This is a genomic window from Plebeiibacterium sediminum (assembly GCF_026013605.1).
GTDB lineage: Bacteria > Bacteroidota > Bacteroidia > Bacteroidales > Marinilabiliaceae > Saccharicrinis > Saccharicrinis sediminus.
Map to the genome: position 1 here is coordinate 65,990 of NZ_JAPDPJ010000022.1, position 21,212 is coordinate 87,201.

A 21,212-nucleotide genomic window follows, 5' to 3' on the forward strand; every position below is an offset into this window, starting at 1 on the left:
AAGAAATATGTTAAATATAAAGAATACAGTATTTTACAAAAGTTTGATACTAGGTGTTTTTGCCATAAGTTTTTACAGTTGTAATGACTTTATGGATACTACACCACCATCACAAATATCCCCTGAAAATTATTTGTGGGATGAATCGCAATTAGCATCTTATACTATTAGATATTACGGGCAGTACACCAACAACTACAACCCAAACGATGACAATACAGGAGGAATGATTCCTAGTCATTTCGGTTCCGGGGGTGAGTCTTTTTATCTTAATGATTTAGCTACAGATAATGAAACAACAAGAGGATCAAATAACAGATATGTTGATGGTGTTTGGACTGTTGGTTCAAGTGGTGGAAAATGGAACTTTAGTAATATTTACGCCTTAAACTACTACTTACAAACTGTTGTACCAAGATATGAAGCTGGTGAACTTACTGGTAATGCCGATAATGTAGCACATTATGTAGGAGAAGGATACTTTTTAAGAGCACATGAGTATTTCTTTCGTTTAAGAAAATTAGGCGATTTCCCTATTATTACAGAAACACAGCCGGATAATCAGGATGTGTTAACTCAAGTTTCGCAAAGGAAACCACGAAATGAGGTAGCCAGATTTATTTTGCAAGACTTAGACAAGGCTATTGATTTGTTATTAAACAATCCTAACGGAGGAAAAACTCGTATTACCAGAAATGCTGCTTTAGTGTTAAAAGCTCGTGTTGCTTTATTTGAAGCTACCTGGTTAAAATATCATGCAGGTACACCAATGGTGCCTAATGGTCCGGGATGGCCAGGAGCAGGTAAAGATTATAATAGCGGTTATTCTTTCCCTTCAGGAAGTTTAGATGGAGAAATTGATTTCTTCCTTACTGAAGCTATGGAAGCTTCAGCAGAGGTTGCTGACAATATTTCTTTAGTTCCAAATAGCGAAAATATTGCACAATGGGGAGGTGATCCTGCAGAAAATCAATATTATGATATGTTTGCAAGCACAAACCCTTCTTCATATGATGAGGTATTAATGTACAGAGAGTATTCTATTGATCTTGGTCGTTCTCATAGTTACAATCACTATGTACACGAAGGTGGTGGTAGAGGATATACACACCAAATGGAACAATCATTCTTAATGGCAAACGGATTACCTGTTTATAACCCAGCCAGTGGTTATGCCGGCGATGATTATATCCAGGATACTAAAATTAACAGAGACTCACGTTGGAGATTGTTTATGAAAGCTCCGGGCGAGGTAAAATCTCTTGTAAATACACCTTCTGAAATTACTTTTAACAATCCTGCTACTATTTATAGTGCCGATGGTAGATATTCTACTTCTACAGGGTATATGTTAGGTAAAGGTTATTCTCTTGACTGGAATAATTCTCAGGTAGGACAGGATCTTACTGCTCCGGTAATTTTTAGAGCTGTTGAAGCCTACTTAATTTATATGGAAGCTAGTTACGAAAAGAATGGAAGTATTGACGGTAAGGCTGATTCTTACTGGAGAGCTATTCGTACAAGAGCAGGTGTAAACCCTGACTATAATGTAACTATTGCCGCTACAGATATGGCTCAGGAAGCTTTATATGACTGGGGAACTTACTCTCATGGTAATATGGTTGATGCAACATTATATAATATTAGAAGAGAAAGACGTTGTGAGTTAATTGGTGAAGGTTACAGATATGATGATTTGATCAGATGGAGAGCTATGGACCAATTAAACGGATTTCAAATTGAAGGTTGTAAAGTTTGGGGACCAATGCAAGATGATTATGCTGATGGATTATTATTAGCTGATCAGGCTGATGAGACTCGTAATACAGTTTCTTCTCCCTCATTGAGTGAGTATTTACGTCCATATCAAATTATTCAGTCAAATAATAATTTTTATAACGGATTGTATTTTAAAGAAGCGCATTATTTGGATCCTATTGCTATCAGACATTTTCTGATTACTGCTGATGATGGTGCAACCATATCAACATCACCAATTTATCAGAATCCGGGATGGCCTACTGTTGCAGGTCAGGCTGCTAATTAATAATTAAAACATAAGGCTGTCCAAAGGTTTTATTGTTAAGTGTTTATTATACTAAGTTTATACAGGGAGATTGGGTTAACCAATCTCCCTTTGACCCCTCCCATATAAATTATTAGTATAAGAAGTTACCCTTTGGATAAGCCTTTTTTTGGTTTATAGTGTGAACGAAAGTTGTGGTTGAGGAAAAAATAACTGATAATCTACTCCCTTTTTAACCAAATTCCGGTTATCAACTCATCAATTAATTTTTGAATTATAACAGGTGAATTTTTACATCAATTCATTCGTTTTTTATTCGTAAAGGAAGCAATGATACAAATGATGCAAAAAGTAAGATATTATTCAGCAAAAGAATAATATCTCCACATTTGAGAATGATTTGTACACCTGAATTGGAGTAAAGATTTGGATATTTGAAGAACGCAAAGTGTTTTTCTGGCAGAAGATCATCAATAGATGTCTATTTATAATCTTTTGTTAGGAAGAGTAGAAGAGAGACAAATTGTAGTGCAGTTATTTCGTTGTAAAGAGAATGTAAATCAAAATATAATATTTAAAAGCTTCAAATTATGCAGAGAGCATTGTTATTACTGGTTTTAGTATTGTGTGGGACTGTTTATGGTCAGAATAATATACCAGATTGGGAAAATCCAGAGGTGTTTGGTATTAATAAGGAAAAAACCAGAGCCACTTTTATGCCTTATCAAAGTAAAGAGGCAGCCATAAAAAATAATTATGAAGATTCAGATTGGTACTTGTCGTTAAATGGTACATGGAAGTTTAATTGGGTTTACAAACCTGCCGACAGACCAAAAGATTTTTATACTGAAGATTACGATGTTTCATCATGGGGTGAAATTTCAGTGCCAGGGAACTGGGAATTGAACGGGTATGGAACTCCTATTTATACAAACATCAATTATCCATTTCCTAAAAATCCACCATTTGTAGATCATCAGCATAATCCGGTGGGAAGTTATAAACGCAGTTTTTCATTACCGGAAAACTGGAATGGAAGAAGAGTTTATTTGCACTTTGAAAGTGGAGCTGCTGCTATGTATGTTTGGGTAAATGGAGAAAAAGTTGGATACAGCCAAAATACTAAAAGTCCAACAGAGTTTGATATTACGCCTTATGTAAAAGCAGGAAAGAATAACGTATCTATTGAGGCCTATCGTTGGAGCGATGGTTCATACCTTGAAGATCAGGATTTCTGGAGACTATCAGGATTTGACAGAGGTATTTATTTATATAGCACGGATCAAATTCGTATTGCAGACTTTTTTGCAAAAGCCGGATTGGATAGTAAATATCAAAACGGAATTTTAGATGTAGAAATTGATGTGGCTAATAAAGTGGCAGAAAGCAAAGCCGCAGATATTGCCATTACCCTACAGGATAAAAATGGTAAAACAATCCTTGAATCCGGATCCAGTGTTGATCTTAAAGGCAACAGCGAAGAAACAGTAAATATAAAAGCTGAGGTTAAAAATGTTTTACATTGGAGTAACGAAACGCCTGAACTTTATACTCTAGTGCTTACATTAAATGATGAGCAAGGAAAACTAATTGAATCCACATCGTGTAAAGTAGGTTTTAGAACTGTTGAAATTAAGGATGCACAGTTAATGGTTAATGGCAAACCTGTTTTAGTTCGTGGTGTTAACTTACATGAGCATAATGCCAACACAGGGCATGTTATTGATAAAGAAACCATGCTTAAAGATATTGAGCTAATGAAACAGCATAATATCAATGCCGTGCGTATGAGTCACTATCCTCAAAACCCATTATGGTATCAACTATGCGATGAATACGGTTTGTTTTTGGTTGACGAAGCCAATATTGAAGCACATGCAATGGGTGCAGAATGGCAAGCCTGGTTCGATAAAAATAAACATACTGCTTATCGTCCGGAATGGGCTCCTGCTCATAAAGACAGAGTTGAAAGATTATTTGAAAGAGATAAAAACCATCCTTCGGTAATTATTTGGAGTATGGGTAATGAGTGTGGTAACGGACCGGTTTTTTATGATATCTACGACTGGTTGAAAAAAGCAGATCCAACTCGTATGGTTCAGTTTGAACAAGCCGGCGAAAATCGCAATACCGATATTGTTTGTCCAATGTACCCTGGTATCGAATCCATGAAAAAGTATGCAGAAAGAACCGATGTTGAACGTCCTTTTATTATGTGTGAGTACTCACATGCTATGGGTAACAGTAACGGTAACTTTCAGGAGTATTTTGATATTATCAGCTCGAGCAAACAAATGCAGGGAGGATTTATCTGGGACTGGGTTGATCAGGGCTTAAAAGCAACCGACGATTCCGGAAGAGATTATTATGCTTATGGTGGTGATATAGGAGGTTATAAATATACACACGATGAAAACTTTTGTGCCAACGGTGTTGTGGCTGCAGATCGTACTCCACATCCTGCTTTAAACGAAGTGAAAAAAGTGTATCAGGATATCCTGTTTTCATCTGAAGATATTAGCACAGGAGTTTTAACTGTAAAAAACATCTTTTTGTACAATGACTTAAAAGATTACGCCTTTAATTGGGTATTGAAAAAGAATGGTGAAGTAGTAAGTGAAAAAGCTTTTAAAGTATCGTTAGCCGGAGGATTAACTAAAAACGTTAAGCTTCCGTTACCTAAAGTTAGTGCGCAAGCAGGTGAGGAATATACAGTTGATGTATATGCCTATACAAAAAATGCAACCCCATTTGTACCAGCCGGATTTGAAATTGCCCGTGAACAGTTTGTTTTAAAAGGAAACAAATATTTTGATGCTGAAACTGCAGTAGCAGGAACTGTTTCTGTAGAGGAAAAAGACAACCGTATTTATGTAAAAGCTGATCAGGTTGAGGTTAGAATCGATAAATGGAGTGGTCTGTTATCTTCTTATAAAGTAGATGGACAAAATTTATTAAATGGCGGACCGGAACCTGATTTCTGGAGAGCTCCTATTGATAATGATTACGGTAACGGAATGCCTTGGAAACTTAATATCTGGCGTACTGCAGGTAAAAACAGATCGGTTAAATCTATTGATATTAATAAAGAGAACGATAAAGTAGTTGTTACAAGTAATTTGTACCTGAACGATGTAAGCAGCAATTATACTTTGGTTTATACCATTTTTGCCGATGGAAAAACTCAGGTAGAGGCCAAGTGGGAAGCCGGAAGAGAAGGTTTACCTGAAATTCCTCGCTTTGGTATGCAAATGAGATTGTCTGGCGAGTTTGATCAGTTTAATTACTATGGTCGTGGTCCTTGGGAGAATTACTCTGATAGAAATACAGCCAGTTTTCTGGGTGTTTATTCAAGTACAGTTGCTGAGCAAAGAGTAGATTATATTCGTCCGCAGGAAAATGGAAATAAAACAGATGTAAGGTGGATTACTTTAACAAATAAAGATGGAGTAGGACTAAAAATAGAAGGTTTGCAACCATTAAGTGTTAAAGTAGCTCATAATTCATCAGATGATGTTGATGCCGGTTTAACTAAAAAGCAAATGCATCCTAGCGATGTAACACCTCGTAATCAGGTTTATTTAAATGTTGATTTTAAACAACGTGGTTTAGGTGGCGATGATAGTTGGGGACGTTATCCTCATACACAATACTTGTTATTGGATAAGTCTTATAGCTATGGTTATATCATTAGCCCGGTAAAATAATATTGGAATAAAAAATCAGAAACTAATTTATAAGAAAAATCAACCCATGTATAGAATGAAGAATATTGGTGTTGTTTGGATCGCGCTACTTTTTGTAGCGTGTTCCCCAAAGAATACCAAATCAGAAAAAGAAGCATCTTATTTATCAAGTATTAATAAGCAGGATGTATTGTCAACTATTGTAAAAGTGAACGATTACTGGCAAAGTACAAATCCTGAACATGGACGTGCCTTTTGGGATAATGCCGCTTATCATACCGGAAATATTGCCGCATATGATATTACAGGAAAGAAAGAATATAAAGATTATTCTGAGGCCTGGGCTGTTCAAAATGAATGGAAAGGTGCTAAATCAGATGATAAATCGGCCTGGAAATACCATTATGGCGAAAACGATGAGCATGTATTGTTTGGCGACTGGCAAATTTGTTTTCAAACTTATATAGATCTTTTTAATATGGATGAAGCTAAAGATTCATCTAAAATTGCAAGAGCTATAGAAGTGATGGAATATGAAATGAGTACCGAAGCTAACGATTATTGGTGGTGGGCTGATGGATTATATATGGTAATGCCGGTAATGACTAAGTTATATCATGTAACAGGAAACGAATTGTATCTTGAAAAGTTATACGAATACTTTAAATACGCACAAAGTATTATGTACGACGAAGAAACTGGTTTGTTTTTCAGAGATGCCAAATATGTTTATCCAAAGCATAAATCAATGAATGGTCACAAAGATTTTTGGGCTCGTGGAGATGGATGGGTATTTGCAGGCTTGGCAAAAATTATTCAGGACATGCCTGAAAGTTATGCGCATAAAGCTGAATTTGTTGAGATCTATAAAAAAATGGCTGTTACATTAAAAGATGTGCAGCAAAAAGAAGGTTACTGGACTCGTAGTATTTTGGATCCGGAACATGCTCCGGGACCAGAAACAAGTGGTACAGCATTTTTTACCTATGGTTACTTATGGGGAATGAATAATGGTGTATTATCAAAAGATGAATATACATCAGTAGTGGATAAATCCTGGGAGTATTTAACAACAGTAGCACTTCAGGAAACTGGTAAAGTAGGATATGTTCAACCAATTGGAGAAAGAGCGATTCCTGGACAAACAGTTGACGAAAATTCAAGCTCAAACTTTGGTGTTGGAGCCTTTTTGTTAGCCGGTTCTGAAATGGTAAAATTCTTAGATAAATAATTGTGTGGAGCGCTATTCACTATTAATGACAATCAAGAGTTAAAAATGAACACAAAGACACTGAGACACTGAGTTTTTATGTATTGTTATAAAATTCTTTAAGTCCGTTAGGATTTACTTTTCAAACTCTTTTAAATTAGTGCAATTTATATGAGTAAAGTATGTAAAAATCTCTCTGTGCCTTTGTGTCCCTGTGTTAATCTTTTTTTATACTCCAGAGGTGCATTGCTAATTGTAGTTAGTGGATAGCGTATTTTTTATGATCATTTCAAAAATGAATATAATTACGACTTCTTGTTTTAAAACATATAAAATTTAATGATCCTGAACTAATTTTACAGGCTTATTAAATTTTTTTTGTTTAAAATCGCCGATAAAATAAAATATAATGAATAAAAAGTTTCTTCTGGCCATTTCATCGCTTGTTGTATTTATTACAACTGCCTGTGCTCAAAAATTAGTTCCGGTTGATAAAGCATGGTCAAATAACTCGGTAAATGCAGTTGTATTTCGTCAAAACTCATTGGTAACACAAGCCGATACTCAGTTTATTGCTTATTATACCACAGAGGGTAAACTGGCTTTAGGTAAGCGCAATATTAATGATGATAAATTTACCATTAACCAAACTGATTTTAGTGGTAATGTAAAAGATGCGCATAACTGTATTAGTATCATGGTTGATGGCGATGGTTACTTGCATGTATCATGGGATCATCATGGTCATCCGCTTCGTTATGCAAAAAGTGTGGCGCCTTATTCGCTTGAGCTGGGACCAAAAACTGAAATGACAGGTCAAAACGAAACCAATGTTACCTACCCACAGTTTTTTAAAATGCCCAACGGAAACTTAATCTTTATGTTTAGAGATGGCCAATCAGGACAAGGAAACCTAGTGTTAAATAGTTACGATGTTAAAACGCAAAAGTGGAGTCAGATACAAAGTAACTTAATTGATGGTGAAGGACAACGAAATGCATACTGGCAGGCCTGTTTAGATCATAAGGGAGTAATACATGTTTCGTGGGTATGGCGCGAAACCTGGGATGTATCTACCAATCATGATATGTGCTATGCCAGATCAAAAGATGGAGGTGTAACCTGGGAAAATTCAAAAGGAGAAGCTTATCGTTTGCCAATAAATGCCGCAAGTGCTGAGTACGCAGCAAAAATTCCTCAGAAAAGCGAATTAATCAATCAAACCTCTATGACAACAAACGGAAATGGAGAACCTGTTATTGCCAGTTACTGGAGAGAGCAGGATTCAGATATTCCTCAGTTTCATATTATAAGTTTGGTGGATGGTAAATGGATTGTAAAGGACTTAGGATTTAGAAAGGAAGCATTTTCGCTTTCTGGTGGTGGTACAAAGCGTATTCCTATTTCGCGTCCGCAAATTGTTGCTAAATCCACAAAAAAAGGAACTGTATATTACCTGGTATTTCGCGATGAGGAGAGAGGTGCAAAAGTGTCGGTGGCGGAATTAAAACCATCGGGTAAAGTTAAAATTACCGACCTTACTGATTTTACAGTAGGTTCATGGGAGCCTTCGTTTGATACAGAATTATGGAAAGATAAAGGTATGTTGCAAATATTTGTACAGAGAGTAGAACAAGTAGATGCAGAGGGAACAGCTGATTTTGAACCTCAGATGGTTTATGTGCTTGAAGTAAAGTAAGTATTGCAGGAGCAATTTCTATGCACATTGATCATTATAAATGTTGAGTCGGTTTAAGCAAACGCTCAAATTTCAGAAAGTAGCCCATGCCTGTTTAAGCAAACGTTAAAAATTCAAAAAGTTGGCTTTTGCCTGTTTAAGCAAACACCAAATAATCAAAAAGACGGCCATGCCTAAATCTGCAAACGTTAATTTTTTAATAAAATAGCTTTTGCAGGTTTGTGCAAACCTCAAAATATTGAAAAGATGGCCATGCAGGTTTGTGCATAGGATTTTTTAATCCGGAAAGTGAATGTTTAGTGATATAAAAACAAATTATAAACACATGAAACGAACATGTAAATTTGATTGTCCAAATTCACACACAAGAGGATGATTATATTTATTTGTGAGTTCCATGTGGCAAAAGAAAACAAATTATAAACACATGAAAAAGACATATTTATTATTGTCGGCAATAGTATTTGCCTTTTTAGCAACCTTGTTACCAGGCTGTTCTTGCGGTAATGATGATTATTCTGCTTATCTGTTTACCTACTTTGTAGGAAACGGACCAGGCGAAGAATCTATACATTATGCTGTAAGTGCTGATGGTTACAACTATATAGCATTAAACAATAATGAGGCAATTATTGATTCAAAAGATATCAGTTCTTCTGGTGGAGTAAGAGATCCGCATATTTTACGCGGAGAAGATGGAAAAACCTTTTACATGGTGATTACCGACTTGTATGTTACTGATCAGGGATGGAATAATGTGGCTATGATTTTAATGAAATCAACCGATTTAATCAATTGGGAACATAGTATTATCAACATTCCCGAAACGTATCCTGAAACATTTGGTGATGTGGACAGGGTATGGGCTCCGCAAACCATTTACGATGAAGAAACTCAAAAATATATGGTGTATTTTAGTATGAAACAGGGAAACAATCCTGATATCATTTACTATGCTTATGCCAATAAAGATTTTACTGCCCTTGAGTCGGAACCTAAACAATTGTATTTTAGTCCTACCAACAATGCATGTATCGATGGCGACATCATTAAAAAAGATGGTAAGTTCTATTTCTTTATGAAATCAGAAACTGGTGAACCGGGAATTAAACTGGCTATTTCAGATAAACTAACAGAAGGATATGAAATGGTAAGTACTGATCGCGTTGACTGTTCTGAGCACAGAGTTGAAGGTTCTGGTACTTTTAAATTAAATCACAGCGATGAGTATATTTTAATGTATGATGTTTACATTAAAGGTGAATATCAGTTTACTAAAAGTAGTGACTTAAAGCATTTTGAAGTGGTTGATCATGCCATTAGCATGAACTTTCATCCTCGCCATGGTTGTGTAATGCCTATTACTCAAAAGGAATTACAACGATTAATGAATAAATGGGGAACCATTGACGGAGAATTTGTTAAAGTGACTTCGGAGCAGGTAAAAAAGCTGAATGTAAATTTTAATAACAAAACGGAGTCTATTCACATCCCTGTAAAAACAGGAACAGATTTAACACAGTTTGATCCTCAGTTTAGCGCTTTTCAAGGGATTTCTGTGAGTCCGCAAGGTGCTCAGGATTTTTCTGCAGGAGCTGTGGAATACACCATTACAATGGAGGGACAAACTCCGGTAACTTATACTGTTGAAGTTTCTGAAGATCATAACCCTGTGGTTGAAGGTTATTATGCCGATCCGGATTTGATCTATTCCAATAAAACTAAAAAGTACTATATGTATCCAACAAGCGACGGATTTAACAACTGGTCGGGTACATATTTTAAAACATTTTCTTCAGAGGATTTAGTAAACTGGACTGATGAAGGTGTTATTTTGGATTTACATAAAGATGTGAGCTGGGCCGACAGAAATGCATGGGCTCCATGTATTATAGAAAAAGAAGTTAACGGACAGTACAAATACTATTATTACTATACAGCAGCACAAACAATAGGTGTGGCGGTAGCTGATGATCCTGCAGGTCCTTTTGTTGATAGCGGTAAAGCACTTATCGATACAAAACCTAAAGGAATTACACGCGGTCAAATCATTGATCCGGATGTTTTTCAGGATCCTGAAACTGGTAAATTTTATTTGTATTGGGGAAATGGATTTATGGTAGGAGCTGAGTTAAACGATGACATGGTTTCTATCAAGGAAAAAACATTAACCGAATTTCATCCTGGTCATACTTTCCGCGAAGGTAGCCATGTTCTTTATCGCAAAGGTACTTATTATTTTATGTGGAGTGAGGATGATACGCGCAGCCCCAATTACCGTGTAAGATATGCTACAGCAACCTCTCCATTGGGTAAGTTAAGCATACCAGAAAATAATATTGTAGTAGAAAAAAAACCTGAGCAAGGTATTTATGCAACCGGACATAATACTACAATTCAAGTTCCTGGTAAAGATGAGTGGTATTTGGTTTATCACCGTTTTACATTACCTAAAGGTATTGATATGGGCCGTCCGGCAGGTTTTCACCGCGAAGTTTGTATCGATAAAATGGAATTTAATGCCGATGGAAGTATTAAGCCTGTAATTCCTACTTTAAAAGGAATAGAACCGATTTCTAAATAAGGAGCAAGTAACAATGGTCCAAGTTACAAACTTGAACCCATAGAAGATCTGGCGCAAGTTAGTACACAGCTGCCGCGTGTGTCCCCACGTGTGGTTGAAATTATCCCCACGTGTGAGGACACACGCGGTAGCAATGGTTTATCATTAAATAAAATTTGTAAGCTGTAAATCAACTCTCCTCCTTTCAAAGGAGGAGTACCTCGACGCAGGAGAGGGGAGGAGGTTTTATACCTTTAGCAAGGATCCAATTTACAAACTTGAACCCGTAGAAGATCTGGCGCAAGTTAGTACACCGCTGCTGCACGTGTCCCCACGTGTGGTTGAGAGAATCCCCACGCGTGAGGACACGCGGTAGCAATGACATTTAACATTCGACTTATAACATTCGATTAATTTAAAAATCCAAATAAAAGTGAAGAGTCAATCAAGAGGTATTCATCACCTACAATTCATCAGTTGTGTACTTTTAATAGCCGCAACTTTAACGAATTGTACCCATCTACAACAAACTCAAAAAACTGAAGTAAAACCATACGAAGTTGCAAGAGAGGGAGCCTGGTGCTGGTTTGCAGATCCACGAGCAGTTCATCATCAAAATGAGGACGGAACGATCAATAAATCATATATAGGTTATATCGATATTCATGGAAATATAAAAGCGACTCAGCACGACTTTAAAACAGGGCAATCAAACGAAGTATTAATCAGATCTTATTTTCAACCCGATGATCATGACAACCCTACCTTCTTAATTCTTCCGGATGATCGTGTAATGATTTTCTACTCACGCCACACCGATGAACCTTGTTTTTACTATCGTATTTCTAAAACTCCAGGTGACATTACTTCATTGAGTCAGGAATATAAAATACCCACAAAGTTTAATACTACTTATCCTTCTCCATTTATTTTGTCTGATGATCCCACACACTTTTATATTTGTTGGCGTGGCATTAGCTGGCATCCAACCATAGCTAAATTTACAGTTCCAACAACCAACGAAACAACAGAATGTGTTTGGGGACCTTATCAAATGGTTCAGTCAACTGCTTCGCGTCCGTATGCCAAATATACCAGCAATGGAAAAGATAAAATTATGCTGGCTTATACTACAGGACATCCCGATCCTACAATGCCAAATTATTTATATTACAATTATATCGATATCAACACTCTTGAATTGAAGGATGTAAAAGGCAACGTACTCTCAAAAATAGGAGAAGAGATATACCATGTTGCAGCTACTCCTGATTATAAAAATACCTATCCGGATGCAGTTGTTGATCCTAGTCCTTTACGCAACTGGTTGTGGCAGGTTGTTTTAGATCAGGATGAAAACCCTGCTATTGCTATGGTTACTATTTCGGCAGATAAAACATCGCACGATTATTATTATGCCAAATGGAATGGAGAAAGCTGGACCAAAACCTTCCTGGCAAATGGAGGCGGACATTTTCATCAATCACCAAATATTGAGAACTGTTATAGTGGCGGAATGGCTATTGATGATCAAAACACCAGTGAAGTATATTGCTCTGTACCTGTAACGGGTAAATACGGAACTGTGTATGAACTTATTAAGTATGTTGTTGATGATAATAATACTGTTGTTACTACAGATACAATAACAAAAGATTCTGAATTCAATAATGCGCGTCCTTACATCATTTCAAATCGAAAAGATTCGCCTCTAAAACTGACATGGATGAATGGCAATTATTACGACTGGATTGTAAGCCGTGAACGTCCATTAGGATTTTGTACTTCAATTTATGCCGATTATGATGTGACGCCTATTGTTAAAACTGGTCAAAAATTGTTGTTACAATACGATGATGTTCAAAAGGATCAGGTAAAAAGAGATTTTGCATTTGAAAATGTGGATCAGTTTGATGTTCAATTGAATGTTCAACTTGATACAGCTAAATATTCGGGTAGTTTACTAACTATTGGCGATATAACTTATGGGGTTGATGGTACATCTTTAAAACCTTATGTAGCCATAAAAAATCAGGATGTTTATAACAGTACAAATGTTTTAGGTAACTCTGATATTTGGCAGGTTAAACCCCGATCTACAAGTGGTAATTGGTATGCGCCAATGCCATTTAGTAATATAAATCTGCTAATCTCTTACCGTAATAATGTATTAACAACTTACATAAATGGTTCCATCGATCAGGTGATAACAACCGAAATTGAAACAGTAAGTAATATTAAAATCAGTAATGTGGTAGATCGTATTAATTCATTAAATATTTTCAGTAATTAGCATGAAATATATAAACATTATAGCCGTTTTTCTTGTGGTTCTGATCATAGGATTACCATCGTGTAAAATGCATGAATCAAACCGCAAACAGGCGGAAGAAAAAACAAATGTATTTGTAGTAAAAAATCCCGACTACAATATAAGTCCTTCAACAGGGATGACAAGAAAACACTGGATTGATGCAGCAGAGTATTTGTTACAAGGTGCTTTTTCGTATATCAATACACTTGATGATCCAATGAAATTTCCAAAGCAACCTGGTAAAACATACCCTCAGAGAGAGGATCAGGTTCCTACTGAAAAGCTCGAAGGATTATGTCGCACACTATTTGTGGCAGCGCCCTTATTAAAAGAACAGCCACATCTAAAGATGAATGGTATTTCTGTTGCAGAGTATTACCGTCATCAAATCCTTAATCTGATCAATCCGGATAGTCCATCCTACATTGTGCCTCGTCCGGAGAACGGAGGGCCTAGTCAAAATTTGGTAGAGTTCGGCGCTTTGGCTATCTCGCTTTTTGTAGCCCCTGAAGTAATTTGGGAGCCGCTTACCCAAACAGAAAAAGATGCACTGGCTGCAACCATGCTAAGTTATGGTGATGGACCAACAGTACCATCAAACTGGCGTTACTTCAATATTTTTGTATTGAGCTTTTTTAAAGATCAGGGATATGATGTCAATGAAAAATTGTTGGTAGAATATCTGAATAAGAGTATTGAGCAGTACCGTGGTTATGGTTGGTATAACGATGCGCCGGCATACGATTATTACAGCATGTGGGCATTTCAGCTTTACAGCGTGCTTTGGAGCGATGTTTTTGGCGAAAAATACTATCCTGAAATAGCCCAAAAGCTGATTCAAAACTTCCAGGATTTAAACTACAACTATCCAAATATGTTTTCCGAAGACGGTAACATGTTAATGTATGGACGTAGTATTTCATATCGCTTTGGTTCAGTTGCTCCATTTCCGTTTATGGGAAAGCATGGAGGCAAAGATGTTAATTTAGGTTGGTTGCGAAAAATATCATCAAGTACCATGCTTCAGTTTTTGCAGCATCCTGAGTTTTTAAAAGATAGTGTACCTACATTAGGTTTCTATGGCGCTTTTGAACCAGCTGTACAAATATATAGTTGTCGTGGAAGCGTATATTGGATGGGTAAAGCCTTTTTAGGTTTGCTGTTGCCTGCAGATGATCCATTTTGGACTGCAAAAGAAAACGACGGGCCATGGGCAGACTATAACGAGGATCAGGTCTATAATAAATTTGCAGAAGGATCCAACGTACTTATAACTAATTATCCTTCAATAGGAGCTTCCGAAATCAGAGCCTGGTGTCATGAAAAAGTAAAAGACGACTGGCAGAAGTTCCGTTCCACCGAAAACTATAATAAACTTTCGTACAGTAGTATTTTTCCATGGCAGGCAGATGGTTCAAATGGTGAAATATCTATGAACTATGGTTTTAAAAATGCTGAGGATAAATGGGAAGTATTCCGCTTATATACATTTAAAAAGTTTGAAGATGGAGCTTATTATCGTGATGCAGTTTTGGAAACGGATGAAAACATCAAGATGAATTTAATTGATTATCCTTTAGTAAACGGTATTTTAAGGGTAGACAGAAACATAAGTACAAAAGATGTTGAGATGCGCCTGGGACATTATGCCTTACCAGAGTTGGATCAGGCCATAAAAACCACTACCCAAACTATTGGCGATTATACAGCAACAATCATTGATAATGGACAATATCAGTTGGCAATGGTTCCTGTTGCCGGATGGTCAAAAACAGAAGTGTTAGCAACAGAAGGGCTACATCCTGAAAGTAAAAAAAGTAGTTTAATAGAATTGCATGACGCTTATACTAAAGACCAAAAGGCAAAAGTATACGTTACCTTAATGCTTTGGAAAAAGTCTGGAGAGGAATGGGATACCAAAGAACTAAATCCGTTAAAAACCATTCAAATATCAAAAGATGGTGGTCTTGTTGATATAGAATTCAGTGGAGGATTAAAAAGAACATTCTTATTTTGATTTATTTATTATGTAAGTTGAGGGTGGTTAATTTTTTATTAACCACCTTCTTTTTATCTTTATCAGAATTAAAAAATCCCAATCAGTCAGGAATAATTTACCTACTAAAAATTATATAAATCATGAAAAAAATGAAACAAGTGACACTGTTAGTTTTATTAACGTGTTTTATGGGCTTAAATGCTCAGGTTGACAATTCTTTGTTTTTGCATATAGATAAAAGCAAAACAAAGATAAATAAGGAAATATACGGTCATTTTGCCGAGCATCTTGGACGTTGTATTTACGGAGGTATTTTTGTTGGTGATACATCCAGCATTCCGAATATTAATGGATATAGAAAAGATGTTGTTGAGGCTTTAAAAGAAATTCATATCCCTGTTTTACGATGGCCGGGAGGTTGTTTTGCGGATACTTACCACTGGAAAGATGGTATCGGCCCTCGTGAAGATCGTCCTTCAATTGTAAATGTATTTTGGGGAGGTGTTACTGAAGATAATAGTTTTGGTACACACGAGTTTTTAGATTTATGTGAATTGATAGGAACCGAAGCTTATATTAGTTTAAATGTAGGTTCAGGTTCAGTTCAGGAAGCTTCAGAATGGGTGGAGTATATTACTTCTGAAAACATAAGCCCAATGACAGATTTAAGAAAAGAGAATGGAAGAGAAGATCCTTGGAATGTAAAGTTCTGGGGTATTGGTAACGAAAGCTGGGGCTGTGGAGGTGATCTAAGTCCAGAGTATTATGGCGATCTTTTCCGTCGTTATGCATCTTATGCTCGCGGAGCTGAGTATAAAATTGCTTGTGGTGCAAATTCTTTTGATTACGACTGGACTGAGCAGGTAATGAATAAAACCAAAAACAAACAACATTTAATGCAAGGTTTGTCATTACATTATTATACGCTTCCTTACAACTGGAAGAAAAAAGGGTCTGCAACTAACTTCGATGAAAAAGAATGGTTTGTAACCTTGAAAAAAACCATGCGCATGCAAGAGTTGATTGACAATCATTCGCGAATTATGCGTAAATACGATCCAAATAATAAAGTGGGTTTAATTGTTGATGAATGGGGAACATGGTATGATGTTGAAGAAGGAACAAATCCAGGATTTTTATATCAGCAAAATACATTACGTGATGCACTTGTGGCCGGAATCAACCTAAACATCTTTAACAACAATGCAGAAACGGTTAAAATGGCAAATATTGCTCAGGTGGTAAACGTATTACAAGCTATTATTTTAACAGAAGGTAAAGAGATGGTATTAACACCTACTTACCATGTTTTTAATATGTATAAAGTTCACCAGGATGCAACGATGATTCCAATGGATTTAGTTTGTGATAATTATAAGTTTGAAGAGGAAGAAATTCCAGCAATTAGTGCTTCTGCATCAATTAAAGATGGTGTAGTATCTATTACATTATGTAACCTGAATCCTAATGAGTCAGAAGATCTATCCATAAATATTGGCGATAGTAAATATTCTGATATCTCAGGAAAAATAATTACAGGAGATAAAATGGGCGACTATAATGATTTTGGAAAAGAGCCTAAAGTTGTATTAAACGACTTGAAAGTTAAGAGTCCTAAAAATGGAAAACTTAACATGACTTTACCTTCAAAATCTGTTGTTTTAATTCAGTTAAAGTAGCAAATTATAAAATAGCATATAAAAACAAAGACTACCAATTTTGGTAGCCTTTGTTGTATATTTTAATTAAAACGGTAGATCTTCATTTGCTCCTGCAGGAGGAACTTCTGCTTCGTTGAATGGAGGAGGAGGTGTACCAGGATCAAAAGATGCCTGAACCTTTTCAAGTCTCCATGCTTCAAGGTTAGAAAAGTAGTTTACTTTTCCATCTTTTTCCCATTTACGACCTCTAACATTAAAAGATACTTTTACAGGCTCTCCCAAACTAAATGGGTCAAGCTGTGCACATCTGTCTTGAGTCAATTGAAACTTGATATAATCGTTCCAATCAGAATTTCTCTCGTTAATTACTTCAATAACAAATTCTCTCTTTTTAAAAGATGCACTTATTGATTGTTCATCCTCTTTTACTATTAAATTTCCTGTTAATTCAAAATTCATGTACTTAACTTGTAAATGGTTATTCTTCTATTATTTTAATTGTCTCAATTCCGTCACCAGCTCTGATGTCATCGATTACGTCAAGTCCTTCGTAAACCATTCCAAAGCAAGTATGAGCTCCATCTAAGTGTGCTGTATTGTTTCGGCTGTGACAGATGAAAAATTGTGAACCACCAGTGTTTTTTCCGGCGTGAGCCATTGATAAAACACCTCTGTCGTGATATTGTCTGTCAGCACTAGTTTCACAATCAATGCTATATCCAGGACCACCTGTACCAACTCTGGGATTACTCATATCCTTTGAAAAAGGACATCCTCCCTGAATTACAAAATCAGGAATCACACGGTGAAATGCCAATCCATCATAAAATCCTTCTTTTGCTAACTTTACAAAGTTTTCAACTGTTTTAGGTGTTTCTTTTTCATATAGTTCCACCTTCATTACACCTTTTTCGGTATGTATTTCTGCTTTAATCATAATTCAAGTGTCTTTTATTTAAGAGGAACAAAGGTATAACTTTTTAAGAGAAATATTGGCATAAAAAAAGAAGGTCATTGACCTTCTTTTATAAAAATATTGTATCTATATGATTAATCTACTATAATTTACACTAAGCGTAGATTTTTATAATCATATTAAAGTTTATCGGGGTTTGAATTATTTTTCAATACCAAGTAATTCAACTTCAAATACTAGAGTTTCCATAGGACCAATTTTTGGACCAGAACCTCTCATTCCGTAAGCAAGGTCTGCAGGAATATAAAATTTATATTTAGAACCTACAGTCATTAACTGAAGACCTTCTACCCAACCTTTAATAACCTGAGTAACGCCAAAAGTTGTTGGTTCACCTCTTTCAACAGAACTATCAAATACAGTTCCGTCAATTAAAGTACCGTGATAATGAACTTTTACTCTGTCGCCAGGAACAGGTTTGTCTCCTTTACCTTCTTTGATTACTTCATATTGTAAACCGCTTTCAGTAGTGATAACACCATCTCTTTTTCCATTTTCAGAAAGGAATTCTTCACCTTTTTTCTTGTTTTCGAAAGCAGGTTTTCCTGGTTGCATCGATTTTTTGTTTTGAGCTCTTTGATATGCAGATTGTAAATAAGCATTACCTGTGTTTTGATCAAAATACGATTTACCATTAGCCACTTCATTTAAAAATGCAGCTTTCATAATGTCGTAATTGATTGAATCAAAACTACGCTCATAATTTTGTTTAGATGCTTTAGAAAAATCAGATTTAGCAAGAGCAATTGCCATATCTTTTCCGTATAAAGTATCAAACTGAGATGATAATTGTTGCTTCATTTGCGAAGCAATTACATATCCTAATGCATAACTTACACTATCAGTTTCATTTTTCAACTCAACATTTCCTGTACCAGGAACTTTAGTACAAGAAACTGCAGCTATTGCAATTACGATAAATCCTAAAATTAGATTTTTAAGTTTCATTGTGTTCAAATAATTATATAATTATACAATATCTAATAATTCAACTTCAAAAATTAATGTTGTATGAGGAGGGATTTGTTGTCCGGCTCCATGTTCTGCATAAGCAAGATCAGAAGGTATAAATAACCTCCATTTTGAACCTACATTCATTAATTGTAAAGCTATAACCCAACCCGGAATTACACCATTAACTGGGAAGGTAGCAGGTTCACCTCTTTCAACAGAACTATCAAAAACAGTTCCGTCAATTAAAGTTCCGTGGTAATGACATTTTACATTATCAGCAGCATTTGGTTTTGCACCATTACCTTCATTCAGGATTTCATATTGTAAGCCACTTTCTAATGTTACAATACCTTCTTTTTTAGCATTTTCAGCTAAGAAATCTTGTCCTGCTTTCATATTTGCCTCATATTGCTTATTTTGAACAGCTGCAAAAAAGTCATTAATGATTTTACCAGCTTCTTGTTGGTTAATTTCTGTAGTTGTTCCTTCAATATGATGTTTTAATCCTCTTGCAAATGCATCTACATCGATTTCCGCAACTCCTGATTGTTGAAGGTTTGCGGCAATACTCATTCCTAATGCGTAACTTAATTTTTCCATTGTGTTTATTTATCTTATTTAAGAATGAGCGAAGATAGTTTTTTACAGTTAGTAAAGCAAACTGCACAAAAACCTTTAACTCCGCTTTAACTATATTCTACTTTACTATTTAATAGCTCTAAGCATTTCACGTTTACCCGGAGGTCCGGGTAGTCTTTCTACTTTAAAACCAACTTCCTGCATGGTTCGTCGCACAACTCCTTTTGCACAGTAAGTTGTTAATAGGCCTCCGGGAACTAAACTGTTATAAGCCTTTTCAAATATTTCTTTTGTCCAGAGTTTTGGTTGAATTTCAGGAGCAAAAGCATCAAAATAAATGAGATCATACTTTTGTGTCAAGTCTACCTCTTTAAAATCACATTGTTGTTTGTGTAAATACAGTTGATCAGTTATTCTGTTTTCAGTTTCCCAAACGCAATGATGTAGTGCATTAAAAAGATCTTTGTAATTGCCATCAAAGCTATCCTTGTAGTTGAGCTTATCAATAACATCGGTGCTTACCGGATATTTTTCCAGTGAATGATAATGAATCTCTTTTGCAGAACTTTTTATGGCAGTAATAAAAGCGTTTAATCCTGTTCCAAAACCAAATTCCAAAATATGAATAACATCTTTTTCTATTTGATTTAATCCTGCTTCAATAAATACATGTATAGATTCCTGAATAGCACCGTTAGTTGAATGATAATGTTCTTTTAATTCAGGAACAAATAAAGTATGTGAACCATCTTTAGAAGTAACTATTTGTGTTTTTTGATCCATTATTATGAGTTCAATTTATGGTCAATTTTATGGACTGCAAACTTATAATGTTTTTTTTAAACTTTATTATTTCTTGTAAAGTTTCCTTTAGTACGTCAAAACAGTTCGTTAATCAAAAAGTGCACTGAATATCATAAACAAAGACTTAATTTTAATAGTTGATTATACAAATAAATGGCCTATGTCTAAGAGTAAATTGAGAGTTGTACTTTTCGTTTTATGTATCCTAATATTTGGATTAAATATTTATGCAGCTGAACCAGCAGGAGATGATAGTAGCATTACAATAAATGAAGATGAAACCTATGTATTTATAACTGGAGATTTTTCGAATTATTCAGATCCGGATGGTAATGCACTTACATCTATTCGTATAGCCAGTGATGTATTACTAGGATCACTAACTAATGGAGAATCACCAATAATAGTAGGAAATACATATAATATTGGAGATTTAAGTTATACTCCAGTGTTAAATGCAAATGGAGATAACTATGCATCTTTTACTTATTATTTGGTGGATTCTGAAGGAGAAGTTTCCTTATCTCCAAATACAATGACTATTAATGTAACTTCAGTCAATGATGCACCTGTTATTACAGGAACAATTAGTTTAAGCACATCAGAAGATACACCACTTACAATAACTATAGATGATGTAACATACACAGATGATAATTATGAAGGCTCAGCGACTTATAGCTTGATCATTCAGGATGGGACAAATTATACGCACGAAGGCAATACCATAACCCCAACAGC

General features: G+C 35.6%; 14 protein-coding genes. 9 read left to right on the forward strand and 5 right to left on the reverse strand.

The window, feature by feature from the left end:
• Nucleotides 1–7 precede the first annotated feature (7 nt).
• From OM075_RS11050 to OM075_RS11085, 8 genes are all read left to right on the forward strand, one after another.
• On the forward strand, nt 8–2,047 hold the full coding sequence (locus OM075_RS11050) for a RagB/SusD family nutrient uptake outer membrane protein (RefSeq protein WP_301190574.1): 2,040 nt from the start codon (nt 8–10) through the stop codon (nt 2,045–2,047).
• A gap of 569 nt (nt 2,048–2,616) precedes the next feature.
• Nucleotides 2,617–5,733: a beta-galactosidase, LacZ type gene (lacZ, locus tag OM075_RS11055; protein ID WP_301190575.1), complete on the forward strand. Its 3,117-nt coding sequence runs from the start codon at nt 2,617–2,619 to the stop codon at nt 5,731–5,733.
• A gap of 55 nt (nt 5,734–5,788) precedes the next feature.
• Nucleotides 5,789–6,943 (forward strand): glycoside hydrolase family 88/105 protein, encoded by a 1,155-nt coding sequence (locus tag OM075_RS11060; RefSeq protein ID WP_301190576.1) that lies wholly within the window; start codon nt 5,789–5,791, stop codon nt 6,941–6,943.
• A 388-nt stretch (nt 6,944–7,331) separates the two neighbouring features.
• Nucleotides 7,332–8,621: a BNR repeat-containing protein gene (locus OM075_RS11065; RefSeq protein ID WP_301190577.1), complete on the forward strand. Its 1,290-nt coding sequence runs from the start codon at nt 7,332–7,334 to the stop codon at nt 8,619–8,621.
• Between the two features lie 427 nt (nt 8,622–9,048).
• Nucleotides 9,049–11,205: a glycoside hydrolase family 43 protein gene (locus OM075_RS11070; RefSeq protein WP_301190578.1), complete on the forward strand. Its 2,157-nt coding sequence runs from the start codon at nt 9,049–9,051 to the stop codon at nt 11,203–11,205.
• Between the two features lie 412 nt (nt 11,206–11,617).
• Complete coding sequence (locus OM075_RS11075; RefSeq protein WP_301190579.1) at nt 11,618–13,477, forward strand: BNR repeat-containing protein; 1,860 nt, start codon at nt 11,618–11,620, stop codon at nt 13,475–13,477.
• Nucleotide 13,478: 1 nt separating this feature from the next.
• A complete protein-coding gene (locus OM075_RS11080) occupies nt 13,479–15,515 on the forward strand; it encodes a DUF2264 domain-containing protein (RefSeq protein WP_301190580.1) in 2,037 nt (678 codons plus the stop codon).
• Between the two features lie 131 nt (nt 15,516–15,646).
• Nucleotides 15,647–17,176, forward strand: coding sequence for an alpha-N-arabinofuranosidase (locus OM075_RS11085; protein ID WP_301190581.1), 1,530 nt, complete (start codon nt 15,647–15,649; stop codon nt 17,174–17,176).
• A 66-nt stretch (nt 17,177–17,242) separates the two neighbouring features.
• On the opposite strand, the gene OM075_RS11090 is transcribed toward OM075_RS11085, so the two are convergent.
• From OM075_RS11090 to mnmC2, 5 genes are all read right to left on the reverse strand, one after another.
• Nucleotides 17,243–17,617 (reverse strand): DUF3127 domain-containing protein, encoded by a 375-nt coding sequence (locus OM075_RS11090; RefSeq protein WP_301190582.1) that lies wholly within the window; start codon nt 17,615–17,617, stop codon nt 17,243–17,245.
• Nucleotides 17,618–17,636: 19 nt separating this feature from the next.
• Nucleotides 17,637–18,095, reverse strand: coding sequence for a peptidylprolyl isomerase (locus OM075_RS11095; RefSeq protein WP_301190583.1), 459 nt, complete (start codon nt 18,093–18,095; stop codon nt 17,637–17,639).
• Nucleotides 18,096–18,275: 180 nt separating this feature from the next.
• A complete protein-coding gene (bamJ, locus tag OM075_RS11100) occupies nt 18,276–19,082 on the reverse strand; it encodes a BamJ family beta-barrel-assembly machinery protein (protein WP_301190584.1) in 807 nt (268 codons plus the stop codon).
• 21 nt (nt 19,083–19,103) lie between these two features.
• Nucleotides 19,104–19,688: a BamJ family beta-barrel-assembly machinery protein gene (bamJ, locus tag OM075_RS11105; RefSeq protein ID WP_301190585.1), complete on the reverse strand. Its 585-nt coding sequence runs from the start codon at nt 19,686–19,688 to the stop codon at nt 19,104–19,106.
• A 105-nt stretch (nt 19,689–19,793) separates the two neighbouring features.
• Nucleotides 19,794–20,450 carry a tRNA (5-methylaminomethyl-2-thiouridine)(34)-methyltransferase MnmC2 gene (gene mnmC2 / locus OM075_RS11110; protein ID WP_301190586.1) on the reverse strand — a complete coding sequence of 219 codons (657 nt, stop codon included), beginning with the start codon at nt 20,448–20,450 and terminating at the stop codon, nt 19,794–19,796.
• 181 nt (nt 20,451–20,631) lie between these two features.
• Between mnmC2 and OM075_RS11115 the strand changes: the two genes are divergently transcribed.
• Nucleotides 20,632–21,212 (forward strand): hypothetical protein (locus OM075_RS11115; protein WP_301190587.1); only part of this gene is annotated, 581 nt, incomplete at its 3' end.